Here is a 23,647-nt window from a genome sequence, read left to right as displayed (position 1 = left end):
TCCATTTGAAGGAGCTCCTGGCCATGACCAGAAACGAAGGAAATATCGACCGCGCCCTGCGCATCATCGTCGGCCTTGTGCTGTTGTCGCTGGTGTTTGTCGGACCGCAATCGATGTGGGGGCTGATCGGCCTGGTGCCGCTTGCGACCGGCCTGATCGGCTGGTGCCCGGCCTATACGCTGCTTGGAATCAGGACCTGCCCGGCCAGACGCTGACCGGCCGGGCTTGCGCAACACCACCGCGCGCAGGCCGTGTGTGCGCTGTGCAAGGCCCCGTGAAGCCTCACACCCGGCATTGGCTGGGCGTGGGGCTGCGCGTTGCGTCGCGACGGCATCACGCGTCGCGGCGGGCACCTGCCCGATCGGGCAGGCGCGGCGCCGGCGCGCATCCGGCTTCGAACGGTGAGATCGCTTCCCGAACCGGCCATCACGCCGTGTCAGTCGGGATTTCTGGCCTCTGGCGCAGGAATCTGTTAGCTGCGGCTTGCGATTGCGCAGATCGAAAAGCGCGCCGGAGCCTGTCCGAAACGCAACCCGAACGAGGTCAACGCATGAGGATACTTGTCTTCAACGCAGGCAGCTCAAGCCTGAAATTCGGTTTCTTCGATGGCGACGACCATCTCTTCAAGGGCAGTTTCGACCGGTTTCGCGAGGACGGCTGCGACTATGCGTTTGTCGGCCCCGACTGCGAGCCGGAACGGGGCCATGCCCCGCATTCCGACCTTGCCGCTTCCATCGAGGCGGTACCGGACGTCCTGGCAGCGCACGACCTGACGCAGATCGACGCTGTCGGCCATCGATTTGTCCATGGCGGCACCGAATTCACCGGACCGGCGCTGATCGACGAGGCCATGATTGCCCGGATCGAGGCGCAGACGCCGCTTGCCCCGTTGCACAACCCCGCGATGCTGGATGCGATGCGTCTGGCGCGGCGAGTGTGGCCCGATCTGCCGCAGGTGGCGGTGTTCGACACCAGCTTTCACCTGACCAATCCCGCGCGGGCGACGACTTACGCCGTGCCGGCGGAGTGGCGGGACGCGGGGCTGCGCCGCTTCGGCTTTCACGGTACATCGCACAAATATGTCGCGCATCGGGCCGCCGAGGCGCTTGGCCAGCCCCTTGCCGCGCTGCGCATGATCAGCGTGCATCTGGGCAATGGCGCCAGCGCCTGCGCGGTCCAGTACGGTGCCAGCGTCGACACCTCGATGGGGATGACGCCGCTGGAAGGGCTGGTGATGGGCACGCGGTCGGGTGATATCGACCCCGGCGCCTTCGGCTTTCTGCAGCGCCAGCTTGGGCTGGATATTCCGCAGATCGAACAGGCGCTTTATTCCGAAAGCGGGCTGAAGGCGCTGACCGGCAGTTCGGACATGCGCGATGTCGAGAAGCGGGCGGCCGAGGGCGATGCCGAGGCGCAGCTTGCCATCAATCTCTACGCCTACAGGGCGCGCAAGTATATCGGTGCCTATGCGGCGGCGATGGGGGGCGTGGATGCCGTCGTCTTCACCGGCGGCATCGGCGAGAATTCGGCCTCGATGCGGCGCCGGATCTGTGACGGGCTGGAATTCCTGGGTCTGATGCTGGACGAGGACCGGAACCGGGCGCCCGACCTGTCGGATCGTGCCGCTCCGCAGCTTCAGGCACAGGGCAGCCGCGTCGCGGTGATCGTCACCGAGACGGCCGAACAGCTGATGATTGCGCGCGAGTTGCGGCAGTTGATTGGCCGCGCCGCCGCGCCCCCGCGTCCGATCTCGATACCGATCGCGGTCTCGGGGCGTCATGTTCACCTGTCCACCGCGACCGTCGAGGCGCTTTTCGGCCCCGGGTATCGCCTGACCGAGGAGGCACCGCTGCGCCAGCCCGGGAACTGGGTCGCCCGCGAGCGCATCACCCTTGAGGGGCCGAAGGGCCGCTTGCCGCATGTGGCGATCCTTGGTCCGCTGCGCGACCGCACCCAGATCGAGGTCTCGCGCACCGACAGTTTCGCGCTTGGTATCGACGCACCCGTGCGCGACAGCGGCCAGCTTGAGAATACGCCCAGGGTGCGTCTGATCGGACCCCATGGAGAGGTCGAATCCGCCGGGCTGATCGTTGCGGCGCGCCATATCCACACCAATCCCGCCGACGCCGCGGCGATGGGCCTGGAGGATGGCGAACTGGTCGATATCGAGGTGCACGGCGCCGGTGGGCGCGGGCTGGTCTTTGGGCGCACGCTGGTGCGTGTCGCGCCCGGAGCGGCCACCGAGATGCATATCGACACCGACGAAGCGAACGCAGCCGGTATCGTCGGAGTCGCCGAGGGTGAACTGGCTCCGCAGATCCGGGCCGTCCCAAGATAGCGGGGCCTCGTGCGCGCCGATCCTTGGGACGGCTGTCGTGACCCGGGCTCCGACCGACCGCGGGGAGGCTGGTCACGAAAACGGACGGCCGGGGGCGGGTCATCCGGCATGCCCCGGTGCGCGCAATTCGGGCGGGTGGCTAGAAGTCGATGCCGAACACCAGCGGCCCCAGCAGAACGAAAACGCCGAAGGCCACGGCAATGGCCATGATGTTCATCAACAGCCCCGCACGCACCATGTCGGAAAGCTGCATCCGCTCATAGGCGAAGACGATGGCATTGGGCGGCGTCGCCACGGGCATCATGAAGGCCATGGAAGCACCGAGGGCAACCGGCACGGTCAGGATCAGCACATTCAGTTCCAATCCCACGGCGACAGCGCCCAGAATCGGGAGAAACGTCGCCGTAGAGGCCGTGTTCGAGGTGATCTCGGTCAGATAGACAATGGCGACCAGCACGGCCAGGACCAGAAAGACGGTGCCGATGTCGATGCCGGCCACGCTTTCGCCGATGACCTGCGCCAGACCCGAGGAGGTAAAGCCGCTGGCCAGCGCCAGCCCGCCTCCGAAGAGCAGAAGAATCCCCCAGGGCAGGTCACGCGTGGCGGCCCAATCCAGCGCATAGCGCCCTGGATTGCGCGACACCGGCACGCCGAACAGGATCAGGGCTGCGGTGATGGCGATCATCGCATCATCCAGCGGCAGGCCCGTCAGCCGCACCAGGGGGTCGCGAAGCATCCAGCCCAGGGCGGCGGCCCCGAACACGGCCGCCACCAGACCTTCGCCGCGGTTCATCGGACCCATCGCCTTCAACTCTGCGCGCACAAGCCTGCCGGCATCGCCCACATCCATCCTGCGCGCAGGAAACAGCACGCGGGTCAGCAGCAACCATGTCAGCGGCAGCATCACGACGACGACTGGCAGTCCGATCATCATCCAGCGGGCAAAGCTGACCTCGATCCCGTAGGTCTGTTGCACGAAACTGACCAGCATGGCGTTGGGCGGCGACCCGATCAGGGTGCCCAACCCGCCGATCGACGCCGCATAGGCGACAGCCAGCATCAGAGCGACACCGAAATTGCGCACCATCCGGTCGTCACGGGTTCGCTGGCCGACAAAGTCGATCACCGACAAGGCAACCGCGAACATCATGATCGTGGTCGCCGTGTTCGAGATCCACATGGACAGGAATGCCGTGGCCAGCATGAAGCCCAGGACGATCCGGTCTGGCGCCGCACCCACAACGGACACGATCCGCAGGGCGATCCGGCGGTGCAGCCCCACCCTCTGCATCGCGGCGGCCAGAAGAAACCCGCCCAGGAACAGGAAGATCAGCGGGTTGGCATAGCGTGCCGCGGTCTCGGACATGTCCTGCACGCCCATGACCGGCATCAGCACCAACGGCAACAGCCCCGTGGCCGGGATCGGCAGCGCCTCGGACAACCACCAGACGACCATCCACAAGGCGATGGCCAGCATCCGCCACGCTTCCGGCGGCATGTCCGCCGGAGGCGAGAGCCACAGCAGCAGAGCCGCGCCAACCGGTCCCCCTGCCAGCCCGAAAAGCCGCAGCAGCGCGACCGGTCGATCCGTGTCTGGCTGGCGATGCGAGAGTCTGTCAGCGGGCATTGGCACGTCGTCCTTGACGGGGTTCGGCTGCAAGAGCGTGTCGCCCCTGCCTCTAGAGTCTGCGCTGCGGGTGAGCAAGCCATGGCTGGCCCCGATCCACGACGGAGAGGAAAGTCACCCTGTCTGGTCTCCGTCACCGGCAGTCATGCCCGGCGACACGCGTGATCTTCCCGATGCGGGGCCTGGACTGGTCCGGTATCGCCGTGGCCGGTTCGCCTTGATCCGCGTCAACGCCACGACATCTTCAATGTGCCAGGCTCCTTCTGACACGACGGCAAGGAGCACCCATCATGCAGACGGCCGTATCCCAGCAGGATCATCACATCATCGGCGGAGGGATCGCGGGTCTGGCGACAGCTGTTTTCCTGATGCGCGATGCCGGCATACCCGGCGAACGAATCCACATCTACGAACAGTCGGGTGCTGTCGGCGGCTCTCTGGACGGATCGGGTGACGCAGGCACCGGCTATCTGATCCGTGGCGGGCGCATGTTCGAGGAACACTTTGCCTGCACCTTTGACCTGTTGTCGTCCATTCCATCCGCCGATGACCCCACGATCTCCGTCACGGATGACATACTTGCCTTCAATCGCATGGTTCCTGGCTCGTCGAACTGCCGTCTCGTCAAGGACGGCAAGCCGGCCGACGACAGATATGACCTGACCCTTGGTGCGCATGACATTCTCGATATAAATCGCCTGATCCTGCACCCGGAAAGCAGTCTTGGTGACCGGACAATCGAGGACTGGTTCCGACCCAGCTTTTTCGAAAGCAATTTCTGGCTGATGTGGTCCACCATGTTCTCGTTCCAGCCCTGGCACGCGCTGATCGAAATGCGCCGCTATCTGCGCCGGTTCATCCATCTGTTTCCCGGGTTCACGCGGATCGCCGGGATACTGCGGACCCGCTACAACCAGTACGACTCGCTGATTGCGCCTGTCGTGACATGGTTGCGGGATCGAGGACTAAAGATCGAAACCCTGGCACAGATCGCGGATGTCACGATCGAAGGGACAAGGCAGGATCGTTTCGTGACAAATCTCATCCTCGCGGATGGCCGCAACGTGGCGGTCGGTACTGAGGATCGCGTGTATCTGACGCTGGGTTCGATGACCGACGGGTCCGTCATCGGCTCGAACCAGCAGGCCCCCAGCCTTCAGGATCATGAGGGCGGCGCGTGGGCCCTGTGGCAAAAACTGGCTGCACGGCACGAGGGGCTTGGCCGCCCCGGCGCCTTTTGCAGCGATACCGGGAAAACCGCGTGGCATTCCTTCACGGTCACCCTCGACAGCCCCGATTTCTTCGAGTTCATGGAGGATTTCACCAACAACCGGACAGGCACGGGCGGCCTCGTCACGTTTGCCGACTCGGGATGGACGCTGTCGGTGGTCCTGTTTCATCAGCCCCATTTCCGCGGCCAGAAACATGGCACCTATACGTTCTGGGGCTATGGCTTGCGCGGGGACCGCACCGGAAACTTCGTGCAAAAACCGATGTGGCAGGCAACCGGAAACGAAATCATCTCCGAGCTTTGCGGACATCTGAGGCTGAGCGTTCAGCAAATGCAATGGTTTGACACGGCGCGCGTCATTCCGTGCCGGATGCCGTTCATCACCAGCCAGTTCATGCCCCGCAGCCCCGGAGATCGGCCCGACATTCGCCCCGCAGGCTCAAGAAACTTTGCGGTGATGGGGCAGTACTGCGAACTGCCGCGTGATTGCGTCTTTACGGTCGAGTATTCGATCCGTTCCGCACGAATGGCTGCCGCGGCGATGACCGGAAAGGTGAAAGCGCCCCCTCCGGTTGCGCGAACAGACCTTGATCCGAAGGTTCTTGTCAGGGCTGCAAGGGTGCTTATGGGAGCATGATCCCGGTCGGGCGCCCTTTCGCGGATCGTCCCGATCCGGTCTCGATCGCCGGGCCGCGCGCGCCCCGCCCCACTGACCGGCAAAACAGGTGACGATGGGACTTGGCCTCCACGCGAACCGCGACGCGCCGAAGTGACTGAGAAGCTGCGCCAGGGCGGGCGACACGGAGTGATCGTATTCCGGGCTGACCATCACGTAGCCGTCCGCAGCGGGAATGGCTTGGGCCAGTTCGTCCAGCGGTTGCGGGGGCCGGCCTTCGGCATCGGCAAGATGCGGCTTGAAAACGCGGGCCATGTCGAGATCCAGCGGATCGACACGCTGCACGTCGCGATCGCGGACGCGCGACAGGCGGTGGCGCATGGCCGACACGCGCAAGCCGGGACGCGCGGGGCGTGGCGGCGTGCTGTCGCGCGATGACCCAAGGAAAACAAGAATCGTCATGCAACACCGATCGCCCTCGACGGCACGACACGTGACGCGGCCTGCTGTGCTTGCCACCGCCCGGGTCGGTTCGCTTCAGGGGCGGGGGGGGGCGACATGGATCGGTCACGGAAGGACCAGAAACGGCCATTCGGGGGGTCATGGCCGACGACCGGCGGTGCATGCTGGCCAACGACGCGCCCGACGCAGGCACACGGCAAGCCCGCTCGTCCAGCGAAAAGGGCGAGCCTTCCGCCGAAGGCCCGCCCCCATCTGCCCGTGATGACCGTCCTCAGGCGAGGAAGCGGCGGGAGGCGGGCAGGTGTTTCATCAGCAGCCAGTAGGTCACGCCGGCAGGGATCAGGCTGGCATACCAGCTGATGCTCGAGAAGATCAGCGCAGTCACGACGCCTGCGACGGTCGCGATGACGGCGGCCGGATTGAAGCCCTGGTAGGGGCCGGTCTCGTCATAGAGATGTTGCAGGTTCAGCGTCTGCTTGCGGATCACGTAGTAGTCGACGACCAGGATCGCGAAGATCGGACCCAGGAAGGCGCTGTAGGTCTGGATGAACAGGCTGAGGCCGGCGGCCGATTCGTCACGAACCAGCATCCAGGGAAAGGTGCAGAAGGCCAGCAGGCCGACCAGCACGGCCGAGGTCCGGAAGTTCAGCTTGAACACATCCATCAGCGCATAGGCCGGCGGGACGACGTTGTTCAGGATGTTCGTGGTGACCTGCGCGAAGGCGATGAACAGCAGCGTGACGACCAGAAGCAGCTTGTTGTCCACGGCGCTGGAGAAGACCTTGATCGGATCGACCTCGCCGGTCGCCCCCGACACCATCAGCCCGATCAGCCCCATGAACAGCGTCGCAGGAAGGATCGAGTTGGCATAGATCACGACCTGGCGCACGCGGCCGACCTCGTGGCGCAATTCGCGGCTGTAGTCGGAGACGTTCAGCATCATGGTCGAATAGATGCCGAGGAACAGCATCGTCGCCCCCCAGAAGGGCGCGCCCCAGGTGCCATCGACATTGACCAGGTTCTCGCTGATTTCGGCGCCGTATTTGTTGATGACGCTGAAGAACATGTAGATCAGCGATCCGATGATGAAGACCGAGCCGATGTTTTCCAGCCACTTGATGCCGTGAAAGCCCAGCACCGAAAGGCCGATCTGCAGGAACTGGAAGCCGATGAAGAACGCCCAGATGTTGGAATAGCCGAACATCGTGTCCGAGACGAGGTTCAGGGCTCCGGCACCGATCCAGCTTTGAAAGCCGAACCACACGACCGCGGGCACCGAACGCACCAGCGCCGGAAGCCTTGTGCCGGAAAAGCCGAAAGCCGATCGCGCCTGCACCATGAAGGGGATGCCATATTTGTGCCCGGCGCGGCCGTTGATCATCAGCGCCACCCCGATCACCGTGCAACCGATGGCGATGGCGACGAAGGTCTGCAGAAGGTTCAGCGTGCCGACGAGGCCCGATCCGACCGTGAAGGTGCCGATCGACACGCAGCCGCCCAGCCAGGCGAAAAGATAGGACCAGGGGTCCATGATCCGGATCTGCTGCGGGGCCAGCGATTCCTCGCCCAGTCCCTTCTGGTGTTCCGCGATCAGCGGCGGCGCGCCTGCGCCCAAATCAGTCTGTGTCATCTGTGGATTCCCTGTATGGCGGATGAGGACAGTTTCACTTCTTGTTGGGTGCCGCGTAGGCCCCGATCTTGCTGGTCTTCAGCCCGGCGCCCACCAGCGCCTCGGCGAATTTCGTGGCAACGCCGACGCCGTCGATGACCGGAATGCCGGTCTCATGGGTCAGCCAGTCGGTCAGATCGGACATGCCCGCGCAGCCCAGGACGACGGCCTCGCACTTGTCCTCGTCGATGGCGCGCATGATCTCGTCGCGAATGAGCTGCCGGGCATTCGAGCCGGGCTCTTCCAGCGCCAGCACCTCGATTGCGGCCGAACGGACCTTTCTGCACTGGTGTTCAAGGCCGTATTTGCGGACCAGTTCTTCGATGATCGGGACCGAGCGGGGCAGCGTCGTGACCACCGAGAACGAGGTCGCGATCATGCTGGCGGCCTTTACGCCGGCCTCGCAGATGCCCAGCACAGGCCCGGTCGCGATCTCGCGGCAGGCCCCGATGGCCGGGTCGTCGAAACAGGCGACGACGATCGCGTCGGCATGATCCGCCTCGGCCAGTTGCACTTCACGCAGAAGATGCGTGGCCGACATGACCTCGTCGAAATGCCCCTCGATGCTGGCCGGCGCGCCATGGGCGGTGCGGCCCTCGATCTGGACGTGCCGGCCGGCGACAGCGCGGGCGGACTCGATGATCTTGTCGGTCATCGACTGGGTCGAGTTGGGATTGATCACAACCAGCTTCATGCACGGTCCTCCTTGATTCCAAGAATTGATAACACAGATTGTTCACAATCCAAAAAGATATTTCTGCTGCGTTCGGAAGGGGCGAAACTCTGTTGCGCGGTCCCTGCCGGCATGCAATCTGGGTTCGATGGACAAGCCCCTTGAGACAATCATCGTCGACAGCATCCTGGACGCGATTGCCGACCAGCGGCTGCGCGCCGGGACGAAGCTGGGTGAGCAGGCCTTGTCGGACCTGTTCGCCTGCAATCGCGCACAGGTTCGCCGGTCACTGGCCGCGCTGACGGCCTATCAGGTGGTCGATCACCTGCCGAATCGCGGCGCATATGTAGCGACCCCGACACCCGATGACGCGCGTGACATCTTTCAGGCCCGCCGTGCGATCGAGACCGTGATCTGTCGCAACGTCGTGCGTCTGGCGACACAGGGTGACATCGCCGCCCTGCGCGAGCATCTGCGCCAGGAGCAGGCGGCGAAGGGCAGTGACAACCGTCCTGTTGCCGTGCGTCTGTCGCGCGGTTTTCACGTCATGCTGGGCCGTATCGGGCGAAATCCCGTGCTGGCGCGATATCTGGAAGAGCTGACGATGCGCAGTTCGCTGATCATCGGGCTTTATGCAAAAGGCCACGCGACGCTGTGCGCCGAGGATGAACACGCGCGCATCGTGGACGCGATCGAGTCGCGCGACGAGGCGGAAGCGCAGCGCCTGCTGGACGAGCATCTGCGCCACATCGAGGCCGGGATCAGCTTTGACGACGACAAGCCGCAGACCGGTGCGTTATCCGCCATGCTGCGCGGCATCAGGGACTGAATCCGCCTCGCCAGAAGCGCGGCGTGCCGTCCGGCCGCGCTGCGATTCCACGCCGGATGATCGATGCGCGCGCAGATCTGCAAACCAGCCCGGGACGAGGATTCTGCGGCCGCGAGAATGCCTCGCATCGTCGGGAAAATCGCCCGGCTCTGGTGAGGGGCCTTCTGACCCGTTGCATCCAGCATGTTTCCTGGCAAGCCGGGCGAGCAGAGATTCCGGCAAGCCGGTCTCGGCGGTCTGTCTCAGACCGTCGTGAAGCCTCTTGCCTGAGTTAATGCAAGTTTTTGAATTGCAAAGAAAAAATTATGCGATCAGATCGACGGGCTTGAACCTTGAAGTCGCTTAAAACTGTTTAACATACATCCGTTTTCCTGATTCGATCAACCGCCGCAAATATTGAATCAATCGTTAATTTTATTGACACAAGAAGGTTAACGGAGCCTTCTTAATAGGCGCCCTCAGCATCGCCCCAATGATGACGGCCCGAAAAATAACTCGGAAGGTGGTCATGCAACGCTTTGTCAGCACAACCGCGCGCGGTGCGCTTCTGTCGTTTTCCGCGATTGCCCGTGTCCTGGCGATCAGTTCGCTGCCGGCAGGGATCATGATGCTGAGCGTCGGCCTTGCGCCGGTCCCGGCACTGGCGCAGGCGGATCCACCGCCCGCACCCTCCGAGACCTCGTCGGTGGGCGACACGGTGACCAATCCGATCACCGGTCTCGAGACCACCGTCAGCAGTCTTCTGGTCGATCCTGCCGGAACGCCGACAGCGGGCGACACCGCTTTCGTGCAGACCGCCGATGGCTACACGTTCCTGGTGAAGTCCGCAGGTGAGACGTTCTACAACAGCGACAGCCCGCCGATCGCCTTCACGATCACGGCGATCGCGTCCGGCTCTGCCTCTGTCACCAGCAGCGAAGCCACCGGCAGCGTCGATTTTCCGACCGGGCAGACCACCGCATCGTTCGACAGCGACTTCAACAGCAGCGGCACGACCCCGCCGATTCCCGACCCCGTCAACGTGACCGGGCCCAACGGCGTGCAGCAGGTCGTCACCGGCCAGGCGGGCAGCAACGGCCGGGCCGGTGCGCTGTTCGTGCCCCCTGCCACGGGCGGCAACGGCGCGACCGGCCCGACCCAGATCCAGACCTTGTCGAGCGATGTCAACGCAACCTCGAATATCGGCTGGGAGATCGGCAGCGTCGGCGGCGCGGGCGGCCGGGGCGGCAATTCCTATCTCAGCTTCTGGAGCGGGCGCGACGGCGGCGACGGCGGCGCGGGGGGCCGGGTGATCGCGACCCAAAGCGCCACCAGCACCATCCAGACCAGTGGAACCAACAATTACGGGCTGTTCGCCTATAGCCGCAGCGGTCGTGCCGGCGATGGCGGCAGCGGCTTTGCCGCGCCGGGCGGCGGCACCGGCGGACACAGCTCGGACGGTGGGCACGTGACGGTGAACCAGTCCGGCGAGATTTCGACCAGTGGCACGAACGCGCATGGCATCTATGCGCTCAGCGTCAGCAACAACGGCGGCAATGGCGGCGACCAATGGGGGCTTGTCGGCGAATCCGGCAGCGGCGGTTTCGGCGGCAATGGCGGCCAGGTCGACGTGAACACCTTCGCAGGCGGGACGATTCTGACCAGCGGCGCCTTCGCCAACGGCATCCTGGCACAGTCGATCGGCGGGTCCGGCGGCTCTGCCGGGATCAGCGGCAACCTGCTGGTCTCGCTGGTCGGCAGCGCCGATAACGGCGGCAACGGTTCGACCGTCACGGTCAGCAATGGCGGCGCGATCCAGACCTCGGGGGCACTGTCGCGCGGCATCATGGCGCAGTCCATCGGCGGCGGCGGCGGAGCCGGCGGCACGGCCGGCGGGCTGGTCTCGCTGGCGCTTGGCGGGGTCGGGTCCAACGGCGGTTCCGGCGGCGCGGTCAGCGTCAGCAACACCGGTACCGGGACGATCGTGACGACCGGCAGCCTCTCCGACGGCATCATGGCGCAATCCATCGGCGGCAGCGGCGGCCAGGGCGCAAACGCGTTCGGGCTTGTCGGCGTCGGCGGATCGGGATCGAGCGGCGGCAGCGGCGCGGCGGTCAGCGTGAGCAACTTCGGTCGGATCGAGACGACCGGCGTCGGGGCGCGTGGCCTTGTCGCCCAGTCCATCGGCGGCGGCGGCGGCGACGGCGGATCGTCGGCAGGCATGGTCGCGGTCGGCGGCACCGGCTCGGGCGGCGGCAGCGGCAACACCGTGACCGTGGTGAATGACGGCGTCATCACCACCCAGGGCGATGATGCGATGGGCATTCTGGCGCAGTCCATCGGCGGCGGCGGCGGCAATGGCGGCTCGGCCGGGGCGGTCGGCGCGTTCGTCGGCGTGGCTGTCGGCGGCGGCGGCGCGGCTGGCGGGGCGGGTGGCGCGGCGAATGTGACGCTGTCCGACACCGATCCCAGCCAGCCTTCCCAGATCCGCACCGAAGGCGACCGGGCGACCGGGGTGTTCGTCCAGTCGGTGGGCGGCGGCGGTGGCAATGGCGGCGGCGCGGTCTCGGTGGCGGTGGGCGCGTTCGGCGCGGCGTCGGTCTCGGTCGGGGGTTCCGGCGGGGCTGGCGGCGCGGGCGGAACCGCGATCCTCGGCGGCAGTGGCTCGGCCTCGGTCCAGACCGGGGGCGAGGACGCAACAGGTATTCTGCTGCAATCGGTGGGCGGTGGTGGCGGCAATGGCGGCTATTCGGTCGCCGCGGCGGCCTCGGCGGGGCCGGTCTCGGGCTCGCTGGCGGTCGGTGTCGGTGGTGCCGGCGCTTCGGGCGGGGCAGGCGGAGAGGTCCGTGTCGGTTCGATCGACGGCGGTGGCAACCTGACGGCGCCCGGCTTCAGCGGCAGCGTGGTGACGACCGGAGACCGCTCGACCGGCATGCTGTTCCAGTCGGTCGGCGGCGGCGGCGGCAATGGCGGGCTGGCGGTCGCGGCATCCGGAGGCGGCTCGCTGATCTTTTCCGGCAGCGTCTCGGTGGGCGTGGGCGGTTCGGCGGCCGGGGGCGGCGCGGGTGGACGGGTTCGCGTTTATACCGATGCCGGCATCAGCACGATCGGGGACAGTGCGACCGCGCTGATGGTGCAGTCCGTCGGCGGCGGCGGCGGCAATGGCGGCGGCAGCATCGCCGCCGGCGTGAACGGCAGCGGGGGCGGCGCGGCTGGCATCAACCTTGCCGTCGCGGGCCGTGGCGCCGCAGCCAGCGCGGGCGGCAATGTCGATCTGATCGCGGGCGGCAGTTCGATCCGCACCCGTGGACGGTTCTCCACCGGCGTTCTGGTCCAATCGGTGGGTGGCGGTGGCGGCAATGGCGGCTATGCCATCGCGGCGGGTGCTGATGGCGCCGGCGCCGGGGCCGGCAACGTCAATATCTCGGTCGGCGGTTCGGCCGGCGGCGGCGGCGCCGGCGGCGTGGTCAATGCCCGCGTCGATGCGGTCGTCGGCACGCGAGGCGACGATGCGGGCGCAATCGTGGTGCAATCCATCGGCGGCGGCGGCGGCAATGGCGGCTTCAGCGTGGCAGCCGGGGCCGCTGGAGGCGGCGCCGGGGCCGGCAATGTGACGGTCGGGCTTGGCGGCTCGGGCGGGACTGGCGGCGCGGGCAATGCCGTGACCGCGACCGTCAACGGCGACGTCACGACCGAGGGCGACCGCGCGGCGGGCGTGGTCGCGCAATCCATCGGTGGCGGTGGCGGCAATGGCGGGTTCGCGGTATCGGGGGCGGTGTCCGGCGCGGGCGTCGGCAGCGGCTCGGTCGCGGTCGGCCTGGGCGGCGGCGGCGCGGCTGGCGGCAGCGGCGGCGCGGTCACGGCCGATGTCGCCGGCGATGTCACCACCGAAGGCAGCGATTCGACGGCTATCCTGGCGCAGTCGGTGGGCGGCGGCGGCGGCAATGGCGGCTTCAGCGTTGCGGGTACGATCACCGGCAGCGGCACCGGCAGCGGCGCGGTCAGCGTCGGCCTGGGTGGCAGCGGCGGCACCGGCGCGGGCGCAGGAACGGTGATCCTGACCAGCGGCGGTGATGTCTGGACACAGGGCGACCGGTCATCGGGCGTGGTCGCGCAATCCATCGGCGGCGGCGGCGGCAATGGCGGGTTCAGCGTGGCCGGGTCGATTGCCGGGGCGGGCGTCGGGGCAGGCTCGGTCAGCGTCGGCCTTGGCGGCAGCGGTGCCGGCGGCGGCGCGGCGGGCGCGGTCGACTCGACCTCGAACGGCACGATCCTGACCCATGGCTTCGCATCGAGCGGATTCGTGGCGCAGTCCGTCGGTGGCGGTGGCGGCAATGGCGGGTTTTCCGTCAGCGCGGCGCTGGCATTCGGCGGCACCGGCGCGGGCAGCGTCGGTGTCGGGCTTGGCGGCAGTGGCGCGGGTGGCGGCGACGGCGGATCGGTCCTCGCGCGCACGACCGCGAATATCGAGACCCGCGGCGTGGCCTCGACCGGCATCCTGGCGCAGTCCATCGGCGGCGGTGGCGGAAATGGCGGCTTCAGCATCACCCCCACTTTGTCCGGAGCGGGCGTAGGGTCGGGCTCGGTCGCGGTCGGGCTTGGCGGCAGCGGAGCGGGCGGTGGCAATGGCGGCAGCGTCGGGCTGACCGTGGTCAACAGCGTCCTGACCCGTGGCAATCAATCCGCGGCCGTGGTGGCGCAATCGGTCGGCGGCGGCGGCGGCAATGGTGGGTTCAACGTCACCGCCACGGGCACCGGTGCAGGCACGGGATCGGGTGCGGTAGGCGTCGGTCTTGGCGGCCGCGGCGGCGCGGGTGGAACCGGGGGAACCGTCACCAGCAGCGTGACCGGCAACCTGTTCACGCTGGGTGAAAGCGCCGGCGGGCTTGTCGTGCAATCGCTTGGCGGTGGCGGCGGCAATGGCGGAATGAATGTTACGGCAGCGGTTGCGGTGGCTGGCACGGGCTCGGGGGGCGCCTCGGTCGGACTTGGTGGAACAGGCGGCGCCGGCGGCGATTCCGGCAGCGCGACATCGGTCCTGACGGGGAACGTGGTGAGCCTGGGCACGAACTCGAGCGGGGTCACGGTGCAGTCGCTCGGCGGCGGCGGCGGCAATGGCGGGCTGAATGTCTCGGCGATCGTGACGGGGGCAGGGACGGGATCGGGGGGCGTGTCGGTCGGTCTGGGTGGCAGCGGTGGCGATGGCGGCAATTCGGCTGCGGCCGACAATACCATCACCGGCAATGTGCAGACCGTTGGCGACAATTCCTCGGCGGTCGTGGTGCAGTCGGCAGGCGGCGGCGGCGGCAATGGCGGGATCAGCGTCTCGGCCGCCGTGAACCTCAGCGGCAGCGGAGGCGGTGCGCTGGCTGTCGGGATCGGTGGCAGTGGCGGCGGCGGCGGCGATGCCGGCACCGCGACCAGCCGGATGACCGGTGATATCCTGACCGCCGGGCTGAACTCGACCGGCCTGACCGTCCAGTCCCTTGGCGGCGGCGGCGGCAATGGCGGCATCAACGTGTCCGGCACGCTCAGCGCGACGGGCAGCGGCGGTGGCGGTGCGGCGATCGGCGTGGGCGGCTTTGGCGGCGGTGGCGGCGACGCGGCGGCGGCACTGGGGACGCTGACCGGCGACGTGGCGACGGCAGGCGATCGTTCGGGCGGCGTCCTGGTCCAGTCGCTCGGCGGCGGCGGCGGCAATGGCGGCCTGAACGTCAGTGGCGCGGTCAGCATCGCGGGCAGCGGCGGCGGCGCGGCCGCCATCGGCATCGGCGGGATGGGCGGCGGCGGCGGCGGCGCGGGCAGTGCGACCGGCAGCGTGACCGGCGACATCGTGACGCTTGGCAGCGATTCCACCGGCATGGCCGTGCAGTCGCTTGGCGGCGGCGGCGGCAATGGCGGCATCAACGTCTCGGCCGCGCTCAGCGCGGCAAGCAGCGGCAGCGGCGCGGCGGCGATCGGCGTCGGCGGGTTTGGCGGCGATGGCGGCGACGCGGCGGCGGCCCTGGGAACGCTGGCTGGCGATGTGCGGACCGAGGGCGACCGCTCGGGCGGCGTTCTGGTGCAGTCGCTTGGCGGTGGCGGCGGCAATGGCGGCCTGAATGTCAGCGGTGCGGTCAGCCTGTCCAGCGAATCCAGCGGCGCGGTCGGGCTTGGCATCGGCGGTGCAGGTGGCTTGGGTGGCGCGGGAAGCACAGCCACCGGCAGCGTCACGGGTGACGTGACCACGCTTGGCGCGAACTCGGCCGGCGTGATGGTGCAGTCGCTTGGCGGCGGCGGCGGCAATGGCGGGCTGAATGTCAGCGGGGCGGTCAGCATCGGCGGCAGCGGCTCGGGTGTGGCTGCGATCGGGGTCGGTGGCTTCGGCGGGGGCGGCGGCGTGGCCGACGACGTGACCGCCGCCTATGCAGGCACGACGCTGACCTTCGGCGACCGTTCCGCCGGTATCGTGGCGCAGTCGCTTGGCGGCGGCGGCGGCAATGGCGGCATCAACGTCTCGGCGGGGATCTCGGTCGGCTCCAGCTTCTCGGGCGCGGTGGGTCTTGGCGTCGGAGGCTTTGGTGGCGGCGGCGGCACGGCGGGATCGGTCGATCACGGCGTTGCGGGCTATGTCCAGACCTCGGGCGACGATTCCATCGGCGTTCTCAGCCAGAGTCTTGGCGGCGGTGGCGGCAATGGCGGGCTGAATGTCAGCGGCGCGGTGTCCCTGTCGCGCCAGACCAGCGCGGCGGTCGGGCTGGGCGTCGGCGGTTTCGGGGGTGGCGGCGCCGATGCGGGTCCGTTGACGGCATCGCGCTACAGCGGAGGCGTGCTGACCTTCGGCGACCGCAGCGCGGGCATCGTCACGCAAAGCCTTGGCGGCGGGGGCGGCAATGGCGGCGCCAATGTCACCGGCAGCATCAACCTGACCCAGGAAAGCGGCGGCGCAGGCTCGTTGGGGGTCGGCGGATTCGGCGGCGGTGGCGGCAATGGCGGCGCGGTCACCAGCATCGTCGCGACCGGCGCGGCGACCGACAGCTTCCAGACCCGCGGCGACGACAGCATCGCTGTGCTGGCGCAGTCGGTCGGCGGAGGCGGCGGATCGGGCGGGCTGAATGTCAGCGGCGCGATCAGCCTCACGGGGCAGTCCGGCGCCGCCGTGGCGCTTGGCGTCGGAGGCTTTGGCGGGGCAGGCGGCGATGCGGGCACCGTCAGCATGGATGTGACGGGGACGGTCAGCACGATGGGCGACCGCGCGCATGGCCTGATGGCGCAGTCGCTGGGCGGCGGCGGCGGCACCGGCGGAACGAACGTGTCGGGCACGCTGGCGCTGACCAAGCCCTCGGGGTCGGACACGATCTTCTCGATCGCGGCGGGTGTCGGCGGCTTCGGTGGCGGCGGCGGCGATGCAAGCGGCGTCGATGTCAGCTACAGTGGTGCGCTGACCGCATTGCCGCGCACGGTGAACGGCGACGGCACGATCACGCTGAACCCGACGCAGGGCGCCAACGGTCTTGTCGCACAGTCGATCGGCGGTGGCGGCGGCGATGGCGGGGTCAATGTGACCGCAGGCGTCGCGATCAGCAGCAAGCCGGGCGCGGGCCAGACCGACGGCAGCAAATCCTATGGTGTGCTGGTCGGCGTCGGGGGCTTCGGCGGCACCGGCGGCAATGCGGGCGCCGTGAATGTCGATGTTGCCGCGGGCAGCGTGATCACCGCGCATGGCACCGGCCGGTCGGGCATCCTGGCGCAGTCCGTGGGTGGCGGCGGCGGCAATGGCGGGCTGAATGTCAGCGGCGGCATCGTCTCGGACACCTCGCTGATCGTCGGAGTCGGCGGCATGGGCGGCAATGCCGGCCGGGCCGACAATGTTACCGTGACGGCGCGCGCCGACATCGGTGTGACCACGAATCCTGACGACTTCGGCGAACCGACGGACGACAGTTTCGAGGCCAAGCTGCGCGACGTGCTGGGCGATAGCGTCGTGGACGCGGCCGAGGACATGGTCGACTCCAAGGGGCTGAAGACGCTGTTCGTCGATCTTGGCCTGTTCAAGGGCGACGCGCTGCCCGAAACCGAGGGTTCGGCGGGTCTTCTGGCGCAGTCCATCGGCGGCGGTGGCGGGAATGGCGGGCTGAACGTCTCGGGCGGGCTTGCGCTCAGCAAGGACGGAAAGATCCCGTCGGTGACCTTCGGGATCGGCGGCTTCGGCGGCGCGGCCAACGTGTCGGGCGACGTGCTGGCCGACCATGCCGGCGCGATCGGCGTCGCGGGCAACTGGAAGCACGGCATCTTCGCACAGTCGGTCGCCGGCGGCGGCGGCAACGGCGGATTGAATGTCAGCGGCCAGTTGAACTGGGGCAGCTCGGAAGGCACGGGCGGCGCCACCGACCTCAGCATCGTCGCCGGGCTTGGCGGCCATGGCGGGATCGGCGCGGATGCGGGCAATGTCGAGGTGATCTCGACCGGCGACATCGCCACGCGTGGCTATCATGCGCGCGGCGTCTTCGCGCAATCCATTGGCGGCGGCGGCGGAACTGGCGGGATGAACATCACGGCGGTCGGCACCAAGGACAGCTCGCCCGTCGGGATCGGCGTTGGCGGGTTCGGCGCCAGCGGCGGCGATGCGGGCGATGTCAGCGTGACGCGCGGCACCGCCACGGCGGCGGCGGGGCGGATCGATACCGACGGAACCGGGGCACACGGGATCGAGGCCAGCAGCATCGGCGGTGGCGGCGGCGACGCAGGCATCAATGCGGTGCTGGGCTTCAGCCGGACCACCGGTTCAAACAGCAACGGAGGCACCGCCGGCGACCGCAAGACGCCCACCAATACCGGCGTCGATGACAGCGTGATCACCAATTTCAACGCGGTCCTCGACGAGCTTGAGGGCAAGACCAGCGAGCCGCCCGCCGCGGGCGAGGCCAAGCAGGTGAATTCCGCGCTGATCGCGATCGGCGGGTCGGCTGGCAATGCCGGCAACGGCGGACAGGTCGATGTGACCCATTTCGGCGACATCGAAACGCGACAGAACGGCAGTCACGGCGTCTTTGCGCAATCGCTTGGCGGCGGCGGGGGCAACGCGGCCCTGAACCTGGGCCTGATCTTTGAAAGCGGGAATGCACAGCAGAACAAGGGCTTCGGCCTTGCCATCGGGGGCGGGACCGGTGATGGCGGCTCGGGTGGCGATGTCGGCGTCGCCAATACCGGCGACGTGGACACCCATGGCGACGACGCGCATGGCGTGTTTGCGCAATCCGTCGGCGGCGGCGGCGGCAACGCCGGCTATACCTCGCTGACGACGGGCGGCGAGGGCGGCAATGTCGCCATCCAGATCGGCCGTACCGGCGGCATCGGCGGCACGGCGGGCGATGTCCTGGCCAGCAGCGATGGCGAGGTGGTCACGCGCGGCCTGCGGTCGCACGGTTTGTTTGCACAGTCGATCGGCAATGGCGGCGGCAATTCCAGCGCGACCTCGATCTCGCTGGCGACGCCGAAGACGACCGAGGACAAGGGCAGCAACTTCAGCCTGAGCGTCGGCCTGGAAGGCGGCGAGGGTGGTGCGGCGGGCGCCGTGACCGCGCAGGCCGAGGGGCTTCTGTACACCATTGGTAACGATTCCTACGGGATCTTCGCGCAATCGGTCGGCGGCGGCGGCGGAACCGGCGGCGGCGCGGGCGGTTCGGCCGGGGCTGGCACCTCTTTCTCGCTGAATATCGGCGGCAGCGGCGGGACGGGCGGCGTCTCGGGGGCGGTCGATGTGGCCAGCATCGCGCGGATCGCGACCGAAGGTGACCGTTCGACCGCCATCATGGCGCAATCGGTCGGCGGGGCAGGCGGGACCGGCGGCTATGTGAAAAGCGGCACCAGCGCGTTCGCGATTCTCAAGAATCTGGTCAAGGGGTCGGAGGTCGGCACAACCGCCTCGATCAATGTCGGCGGCACGGGTGGTGCGGGCATGATCTCGGGCGATGTCGGCGTAGAGACCGCAGGCGTCGTGACGACCGATGGCGATTACGCACATGGCGTCTTTGCACAGTCTGTCGGCGGCGGCGGCGGCATGGGCGGGTTGGTGGACAATACCATCGTCAACCTGCGCTCGACCATCGCGACCACCGCCACGCTGTCGGTCGGCGGCAGCGGAGGAACCGGCGCGGTCTCGGGCGATGTCGATGTTCTCAACCGCGGCACGATCGCGACTGCCGGTGCGAAATCCGCCGGCATCCTCGCGATGGCGGTCGGCGGTGGCGGCGGGGACGCGCAATATGTGCGCAACATCCTGGCCGGAGCGGATGCCGACAACAGCTCGCGCAACGCCCTGCTGATCGGCGGGTCGGGGGGCACGGGTGCCGCGGGCGGTGCGGTCAGCGTCGCGAATGTCAGCGCCGCACGCATCCTCACCGAGGGGGCGGAAAGCCACGGCATCTTCGCGCAATCCGTCGGCGGCGGCGGCGGCAATGGCGGCGACGTGCTGTCCGTGTCGGTCAGCCGACCGGGCAGCACCGCCAAGGTTCGGCAGGGGCTGCAACTGGGCATCGGCGGGTCGGGCGGAGCCGGAGGGACCGGCGGCGCGGTCGAGGTCAGCAATGACGGCGTGATCATCACGCGCGGAGCGGGGGCGCACGGTGTTCTGGCGCAGTCGGTGGGCGGCGGCGGCGGCAATGGCGGCTACTCGATCACCGGCACCGCGATCCTGCGGACCGGAACCAGCTCGGATCCGACGCTTGCGCTGAATATCGGTGGCTCGGGCGGCAGCGGGAATGCAGCCGGAACGGTCAGCGTGGCCAATCGCGGCCAGATCGACGTATCGGGCGACGGCGCGCATGGCGTGCTGGCACAATCCGTGGGCGGCGGCGGCGGCAATGGTGGCGTGGCCGTGTCCTTGTCGCTGAACGACCTTGCCAACCAGGCCCGCGGCCGATCCTACAGCAAGATCGCCATCGGCGGCGCCGGCGGAGATGGCGCGGATGGCGGCGACGTGTCGGTGACCCATAGCGGCACGATCACCGTGCGCGGAGACAATGCCTTCGGCATCCTCGCGCAATCGGTTGGTGGCAGCGGCGGCAATGCCGGGCTGTCGATCTCGACTCCGGTGGCGATGGTGGCCGACTATGTCGTCTCGACGCTGCTGGGCGCTCGGACCGGCACCGATGGGACCGCGGGCACGGTCACGGTGGACAGCACCGGCGATATCGTCGTGCTGGGTGCGAACAGCCAGGCCATCCTCAACCAGTCGGTGAACGGCGGCGGCGGCAACGTCCAGACATTCCTTGACTTCACCAGGACCGAGGGCAGCGCGGCGCGTCCGCGCCTGGCCGCTGCGGCGCGGCCCCGGGTCGGCGTCACCAGCCTGTTGTCGCTTGGCGGCCGCAATGTCAGTGGCAGCGCCGGATCGGATCTCAGCCAGACCCATCGCGGCGACATGCTGACCACCGCGGCGCGCGCGACGGGGATGATGGTGCAAAGCGTCGGTGGCGGCGGCGGCACCGCCCTGACGGATGTCAGGGCAGGCAGCACCGGAGACCTGGGTCTGCGCGCCATGCTGGGCGCACGGAACACCGACGACGCGGGCGGCGGCGACATCATCGCCCGGCGCATCGGCGCGGTCGAGACGCGGGGCGCCATGTCGGCGGCAGGACTGGTCCAGTCCGTCGGCGGCGGCGGCGGCCGGCTGACGGTCAATGTCGGCGCGGGTCGTGCCGGCACCGGAACGCGGGCGGCGCGTGTGACGCTGGGGGCCGATCCGTCCTTCCGCAATCATGGCGGCGACGTGGCCCTGACCCTGCGCGGTGCCATCGCGACCCTTGGCGATCATGCCAGCGGCCAGATCGTGCAGTCGATCGGCGCTGGCGGCGGTCAGGCGATGCTGGCCGGGCTGGATCGCGCCACCATCACACTGGGTGCCAGCGACGGTTCGACCGGCGATGGCGGTGCGATCTCGCTGGCCAATCGCGGCACTGTTTCGACCGCGGGCGATGCGGCGAACGGGTTCGTGCTGCAATCGATCGGCGGCGGCGGCGGCCTGATCGCGACCGATCTGACGGCGCGATCGCTGGTGGTGAACCTGTCGGCCGCGAATGGCGGCGATGGCGGAGATATCGGCTTCTCCAATCGCGGCCATGTCCTGGCGACCGGCCGCGACGCGGTCGGCGTGCTGGCGCAGAGCCTTGGCGGCGGTGGCGGAGCGGTGGACGGGCTGTTCCGCGGCGCGGCGGGCGGGGCCGGACGCGGCGGCGCCATCGATCTGGACCTGAGCGGCAACATCATGTCGCTTGGCCGGGACGGCATCGCGGTGATGGCGCAATCGGCGGGCCGCGACGGCGCGGACAGCATCGGCATCGCGCTTGACGGCGTGATCGTGGGTGGCAGCGGAACGACGGCCCCCCGCGGCGTGCTGTCGGCGCGTGCCCCGGTCAGCCCGGCGGGATCGACGGCCGGACCGGCGGCGATCGTGATCGACGGCGGCACGATGAACACCGTCACCCTGTCGGCCGACAGCTTCCTGATGTCTCTGAACCAGCGCATCCTGTCGGGCGGCGCCGGCGCCGATCAGGTGACGCTGAATGGCGGCGCGGTCGGCAATGTCGATCTGGGCGGCGGAGTGAACCGCCTGACGATCGCGCGCGGCGCCAGCTTCACGGCCCTCGATCTGGTCGATCTGGGCACCGATGGCAGCATGCGGATCAATGGCGACCTGTATCTGGGCGGCGATCCCTATCTGGCGGGCGGTCGCAGCCTTGGCGCGGGAACCCGCGCCAGCCAGTTCCGGCTGACCCAGAATGTCAGCCAGACAACAGACCTGACCGGCTCGCTGAGCTTCGGGCGCAGCGCGACCTATACCCCGGACGTGTATTTCCGGGCCGACGGCGCGGCGGGCGGCGAAAGCGACCTGATCCGCGTGTCGGGTGATGCGACGCTGTCCGGGACCGTCCGTCCGGTGCTGCAACTGCTGGAGCGCACGCGTCCGTTGGCGCTGATCGAGGCTGGCGGGCGCGCGGTCGACGACGGCACCGTCGTCATCGACACGGCGGTGATCGACTATGCGATCAGCGTCTCGCGGGCGGGTGGCATCGGCAGCATCAACCTGCTGGCCGATGTGGACTTCGCGCTGCCCGGCACCAACCGCAACCAGTCAGAGGTCGCCCGTTACATCAACCGGGTGCTGTCTGGGCGGGGATCGGTCCAGATGGGACCGATATTCGCGCTCATCGCCAACATGCAGACCCGGGCCGAGGTGATCGACGCGCTCGACCGGCTGACATCCGAAGGCTATGCCGCGACCCAGGCCAGCGCGCTTCACGCGGGACGTCAGTTCGCCGGCACGATGGGGAACTGCGACAAGGCCAACATGGCCGCGCGCCCCGACGATGTGCGGGCCTGCTATTGGGTTGCGGCCGAGGCGGCCAATCTGGAACGCGCCGCGACCGGCGAATCCAAGCGCTTTGCACTGGACAGCTCGACCTTCTCGGCAGGAATGCGGATGCCTGTCGGCGACGATCTGTATCTCGGCATGGCGGCCGGGTTCGAGAATTACAACCTGTCCAATGGCGACCGCTTCGCGGCGGATGGCAAGCGCGCCCATCTGGGCGTCTCGCTGTCCACCTATCGTGGCCCGTGGGAGGCGTATGGCCAGTTGACCGGCAGCAAGGGCGATGCGGATGTGACGCGGATCATCGGGATCACCGGGACGTTGCCCAATGGCGACATCATCACCGCCGGTCGGACACGCGTCAGCCAGTCGATCACCCAGGCCAATATCCGGATCGGCGGCGGCTATCGCTATCAACCCGAGGGCAGCAGCTTCTATCTGCGTCCCGGGCTGGATCTGGACGCGACCTGGCTGCATTCGGCCGCGACCAGCGAACGCGGCGACCGCTATGGGCTGGAACTGAAAAAGACCAGCCAGTGGGTCCTGTCCGCGACGCCTTCGGTCGAGATCGGGGCCGACATGCAGGTCGATGATCGCAATCGGATGCGCGCCTATTTGCGCGGAGAGATGACCTTCGCGAACGCGGACGACGTGTATGTGAATGCGGCCTTCCCCGGCACCAGCCCCGAAGACGGCACATTCCGCAACTACAGCCAGATCAGCGACCGCACTCGGCGCCTGAAGGCCGGCGTGACATTCTATTCCGACGACAATACGGGGTATATGAGCGTCGGCTACCAGGGCGAATGGGGCCGCGACACGGTGGGTCACACCGCCAGCCTCAGCTTCGGAATGCGCTTCTGAGAAACCGGATG

Annotated in this window: 8 protein-coding genes and 1 pseudogene; 5 read left to right on the top strand and 4 right to left on the bottom strand. The window is 68.1% G+C overall.

Translation table 11 applies throughout. From position 1 onward, the window contains the following. Window positions 1-23: 23 nt before the first annotated feature. Together L1965_RS05990 and L1965_RS05985 are read left to right on the top strand one after the other, a co-directional pair. On the top strand, window positions 24-215 hold the full coding sequence (locus L1965_RS05990) for a YgaP family membrane protein (protein WP_235755487.1): 192 nt from the start codon (window positions 24-26) through the stop codon (window positions 213-215). Between the two features lie 335 nt (window positions 216-550). Next, a complete protein-coding gene (locus L1965_RS05985; RefSeq protein ID WP_235755486.1) occupies window positions 551-2,338 on the top strand; it encodes an acetate/propionate family kinase in 1,788 nt (595 codons plus the stop codon). Between the two features lie 139 nt (window positions 2,339-2,477). On the opposite strand, the gene L1965_RS05980 is transcribed toward L1965_RS05985, so the two are convergent. Beyond that, window positions 2,478-3,965 (bottom strand): SLC13 family permease, encoded by a 1,488-nt coding sequence (locus L1965_RS05980; RefSeq protein ID WP_235755485.1) that lies wholly within the window; start codon window positions 3,963-3,965, stop codon window positions 2,478-2,480. Window positions 3,966-4,255: 290 nt separating this feature from the next. Here L1965_RS05980 and L1965_RS05975 point away from each other — a divergent pair, with 290 nt between their 5' ends. Continuing rightward, entirely contained in the window at window positions 4,256-5,833 is a 1,578-nt protein-coding gene (locus L1965_RS05975; RefSeq protein WP_235755484.1) for an oleate hydratase, read from the top strand. A 96-nt stretch (window positions 5,834-5,929) separates the two neighbouring features. Here the strand turns inward: L1965_RS05975 and L1965_RS16165 are convergent. From L1965_RS16165 to L1965_RS05960, 3 genes and pseudogenes are all read right to left on the bottom strand, one after another. Continuing rightward, a pseudogene (locus L1965_RS16165) lies at window positions 5,930-6,274 on the bottom strand (NADPH-dependent FMN reductase); the annotation flags it as partial. Between the two features lie 271 nt (window positions 6,275-6,545). Continuing rightward, window positions 6,546-7,904 (bottom strand): NCS1 family transporter, encoded by a 1,359-nt coding sequence (locus L1965_RS05965; protein ID WP_235755482.1) that lies wholly within the window; start codon window positions 7,902-7,904, stop codon window positions 6,546-6,548. Between the two features lie 34 nt (window positions 7,905-7,938). Beyond that, window positions 7,939-8,637, bottom strand: coding sequence for an aspartate/glutamate racemase family protein (locus L1965_RS05960; protein ID WP_235755481.1), 699 nt, complete (start codon window positions 8,635-8,637; stop codon window positions 7,939-7,941). Window positions 8,638-8,764: 127 nt separating this feature from the next. Here L1965_RS05960 and L1965_RS05955 point away from each other — a divergent pair, with 127 nt between their 5' ends. Both L1965_RS05955 and L1965_RS05950 read left to right on the top strand, forming a co-directional pair. Beyond that, window positions 8,765-9,445 (top strand): GntR family transcriptional regulator, encoded by a 681-nt coding sequence (locus tag L1965_RS05955; RefSeq protein ID WP_235755480.1) that lies wholly within the window; start codon window positions 8,765-8,767, stop codon window positions 9,443-9,445. 508 nt (window positions 9,446-9,953) lie between these two features. After that, window positions 9,954-23,636, top strand: a complete 13,683-nt coding sequence (locus L1965_RS05950) for an autotransporter outer membrane beta-barrel domain-containing protein (RefSeq protein ID WP_235755479.1) — start codon at window positions 9,954-9,956, stop codon at window positions 23,634-23,636. The last annotated feature ends 11 nt before the right edge of the window (window positions 23,637-23,647 follow it).

The organism is Paracoccus salsus, from assembly GCF_021556615.1.
Classification (GTDB): domain Bacteria; phylum Pseudomonadota; class Alphaproteobacteria; order Rhodobacterales; family Rhodobacteraceae; genus Paracoccus; species Paracoccus salsus.
The sequence above is the reverse complement of the archived record's forward strand: the minus strand, read 5'-3'. Positions and strand labels throughout refer to the sequence as shown.

Bases quoted from the DNA above. Each gene is read 5' to 3' on its own strand.
- L1965_RS05965 (WP_235755482.1), bottom strand. From the start codon at position 7,904: ATGACACAGACTGATTTGGGCGCAGGCGCGCCGCCGCTGATCGCGGAA.
- L1965_RS05975 (WP_235755484.1), top strand. From the start codon at position 4,256: ATGCAGACGGCCGTATCCCAGCAGGATCATCACATCATCGGCGGAGGG.
- L1965_RS05990 (WP_235755487.1), top strand. From the start codon at position 24: ATGACCAGAAACGAAGGAAATATCGACCGCGCCCTGCGCATCATCGTC.
- L1965_RS05985 (WP_235755486.1), top strand. From the start codon at position 551: ATGAGGATACTTGTCTTCAACGCAGGCAGCTCAAGCCTGAAATTCGGT.
- L1965_RS05950 (WP_235755479.1), top strand. From the start codon at position 9,954: ATGCAACGCTTTGTCAGCACAACCGCGCGCGGTGCGCTTCTGTCGTTT.
- L1965_RS05960 (WP_235755481.1), bottom strand. From the start codon at position 8,637: ATGAAGCTGGTTGTGATCAATCCCAACTCGACCCAGTCGATGACCGAC.
- L1965_RS05955 (WP_235755480.1), top strand. From the start codon at position 8,765: ATGGACAAGCCCCTTGAGACAATCATCGTCGACAGCATCCTGGACGCG.
- L1965_RS05980 (WP_235755485.1), bottom strand. From the start codon at position 3,965: ATGCCCGCTGACAGACTCTCGCATCGCCAGCCAGACACGGATCGACCG.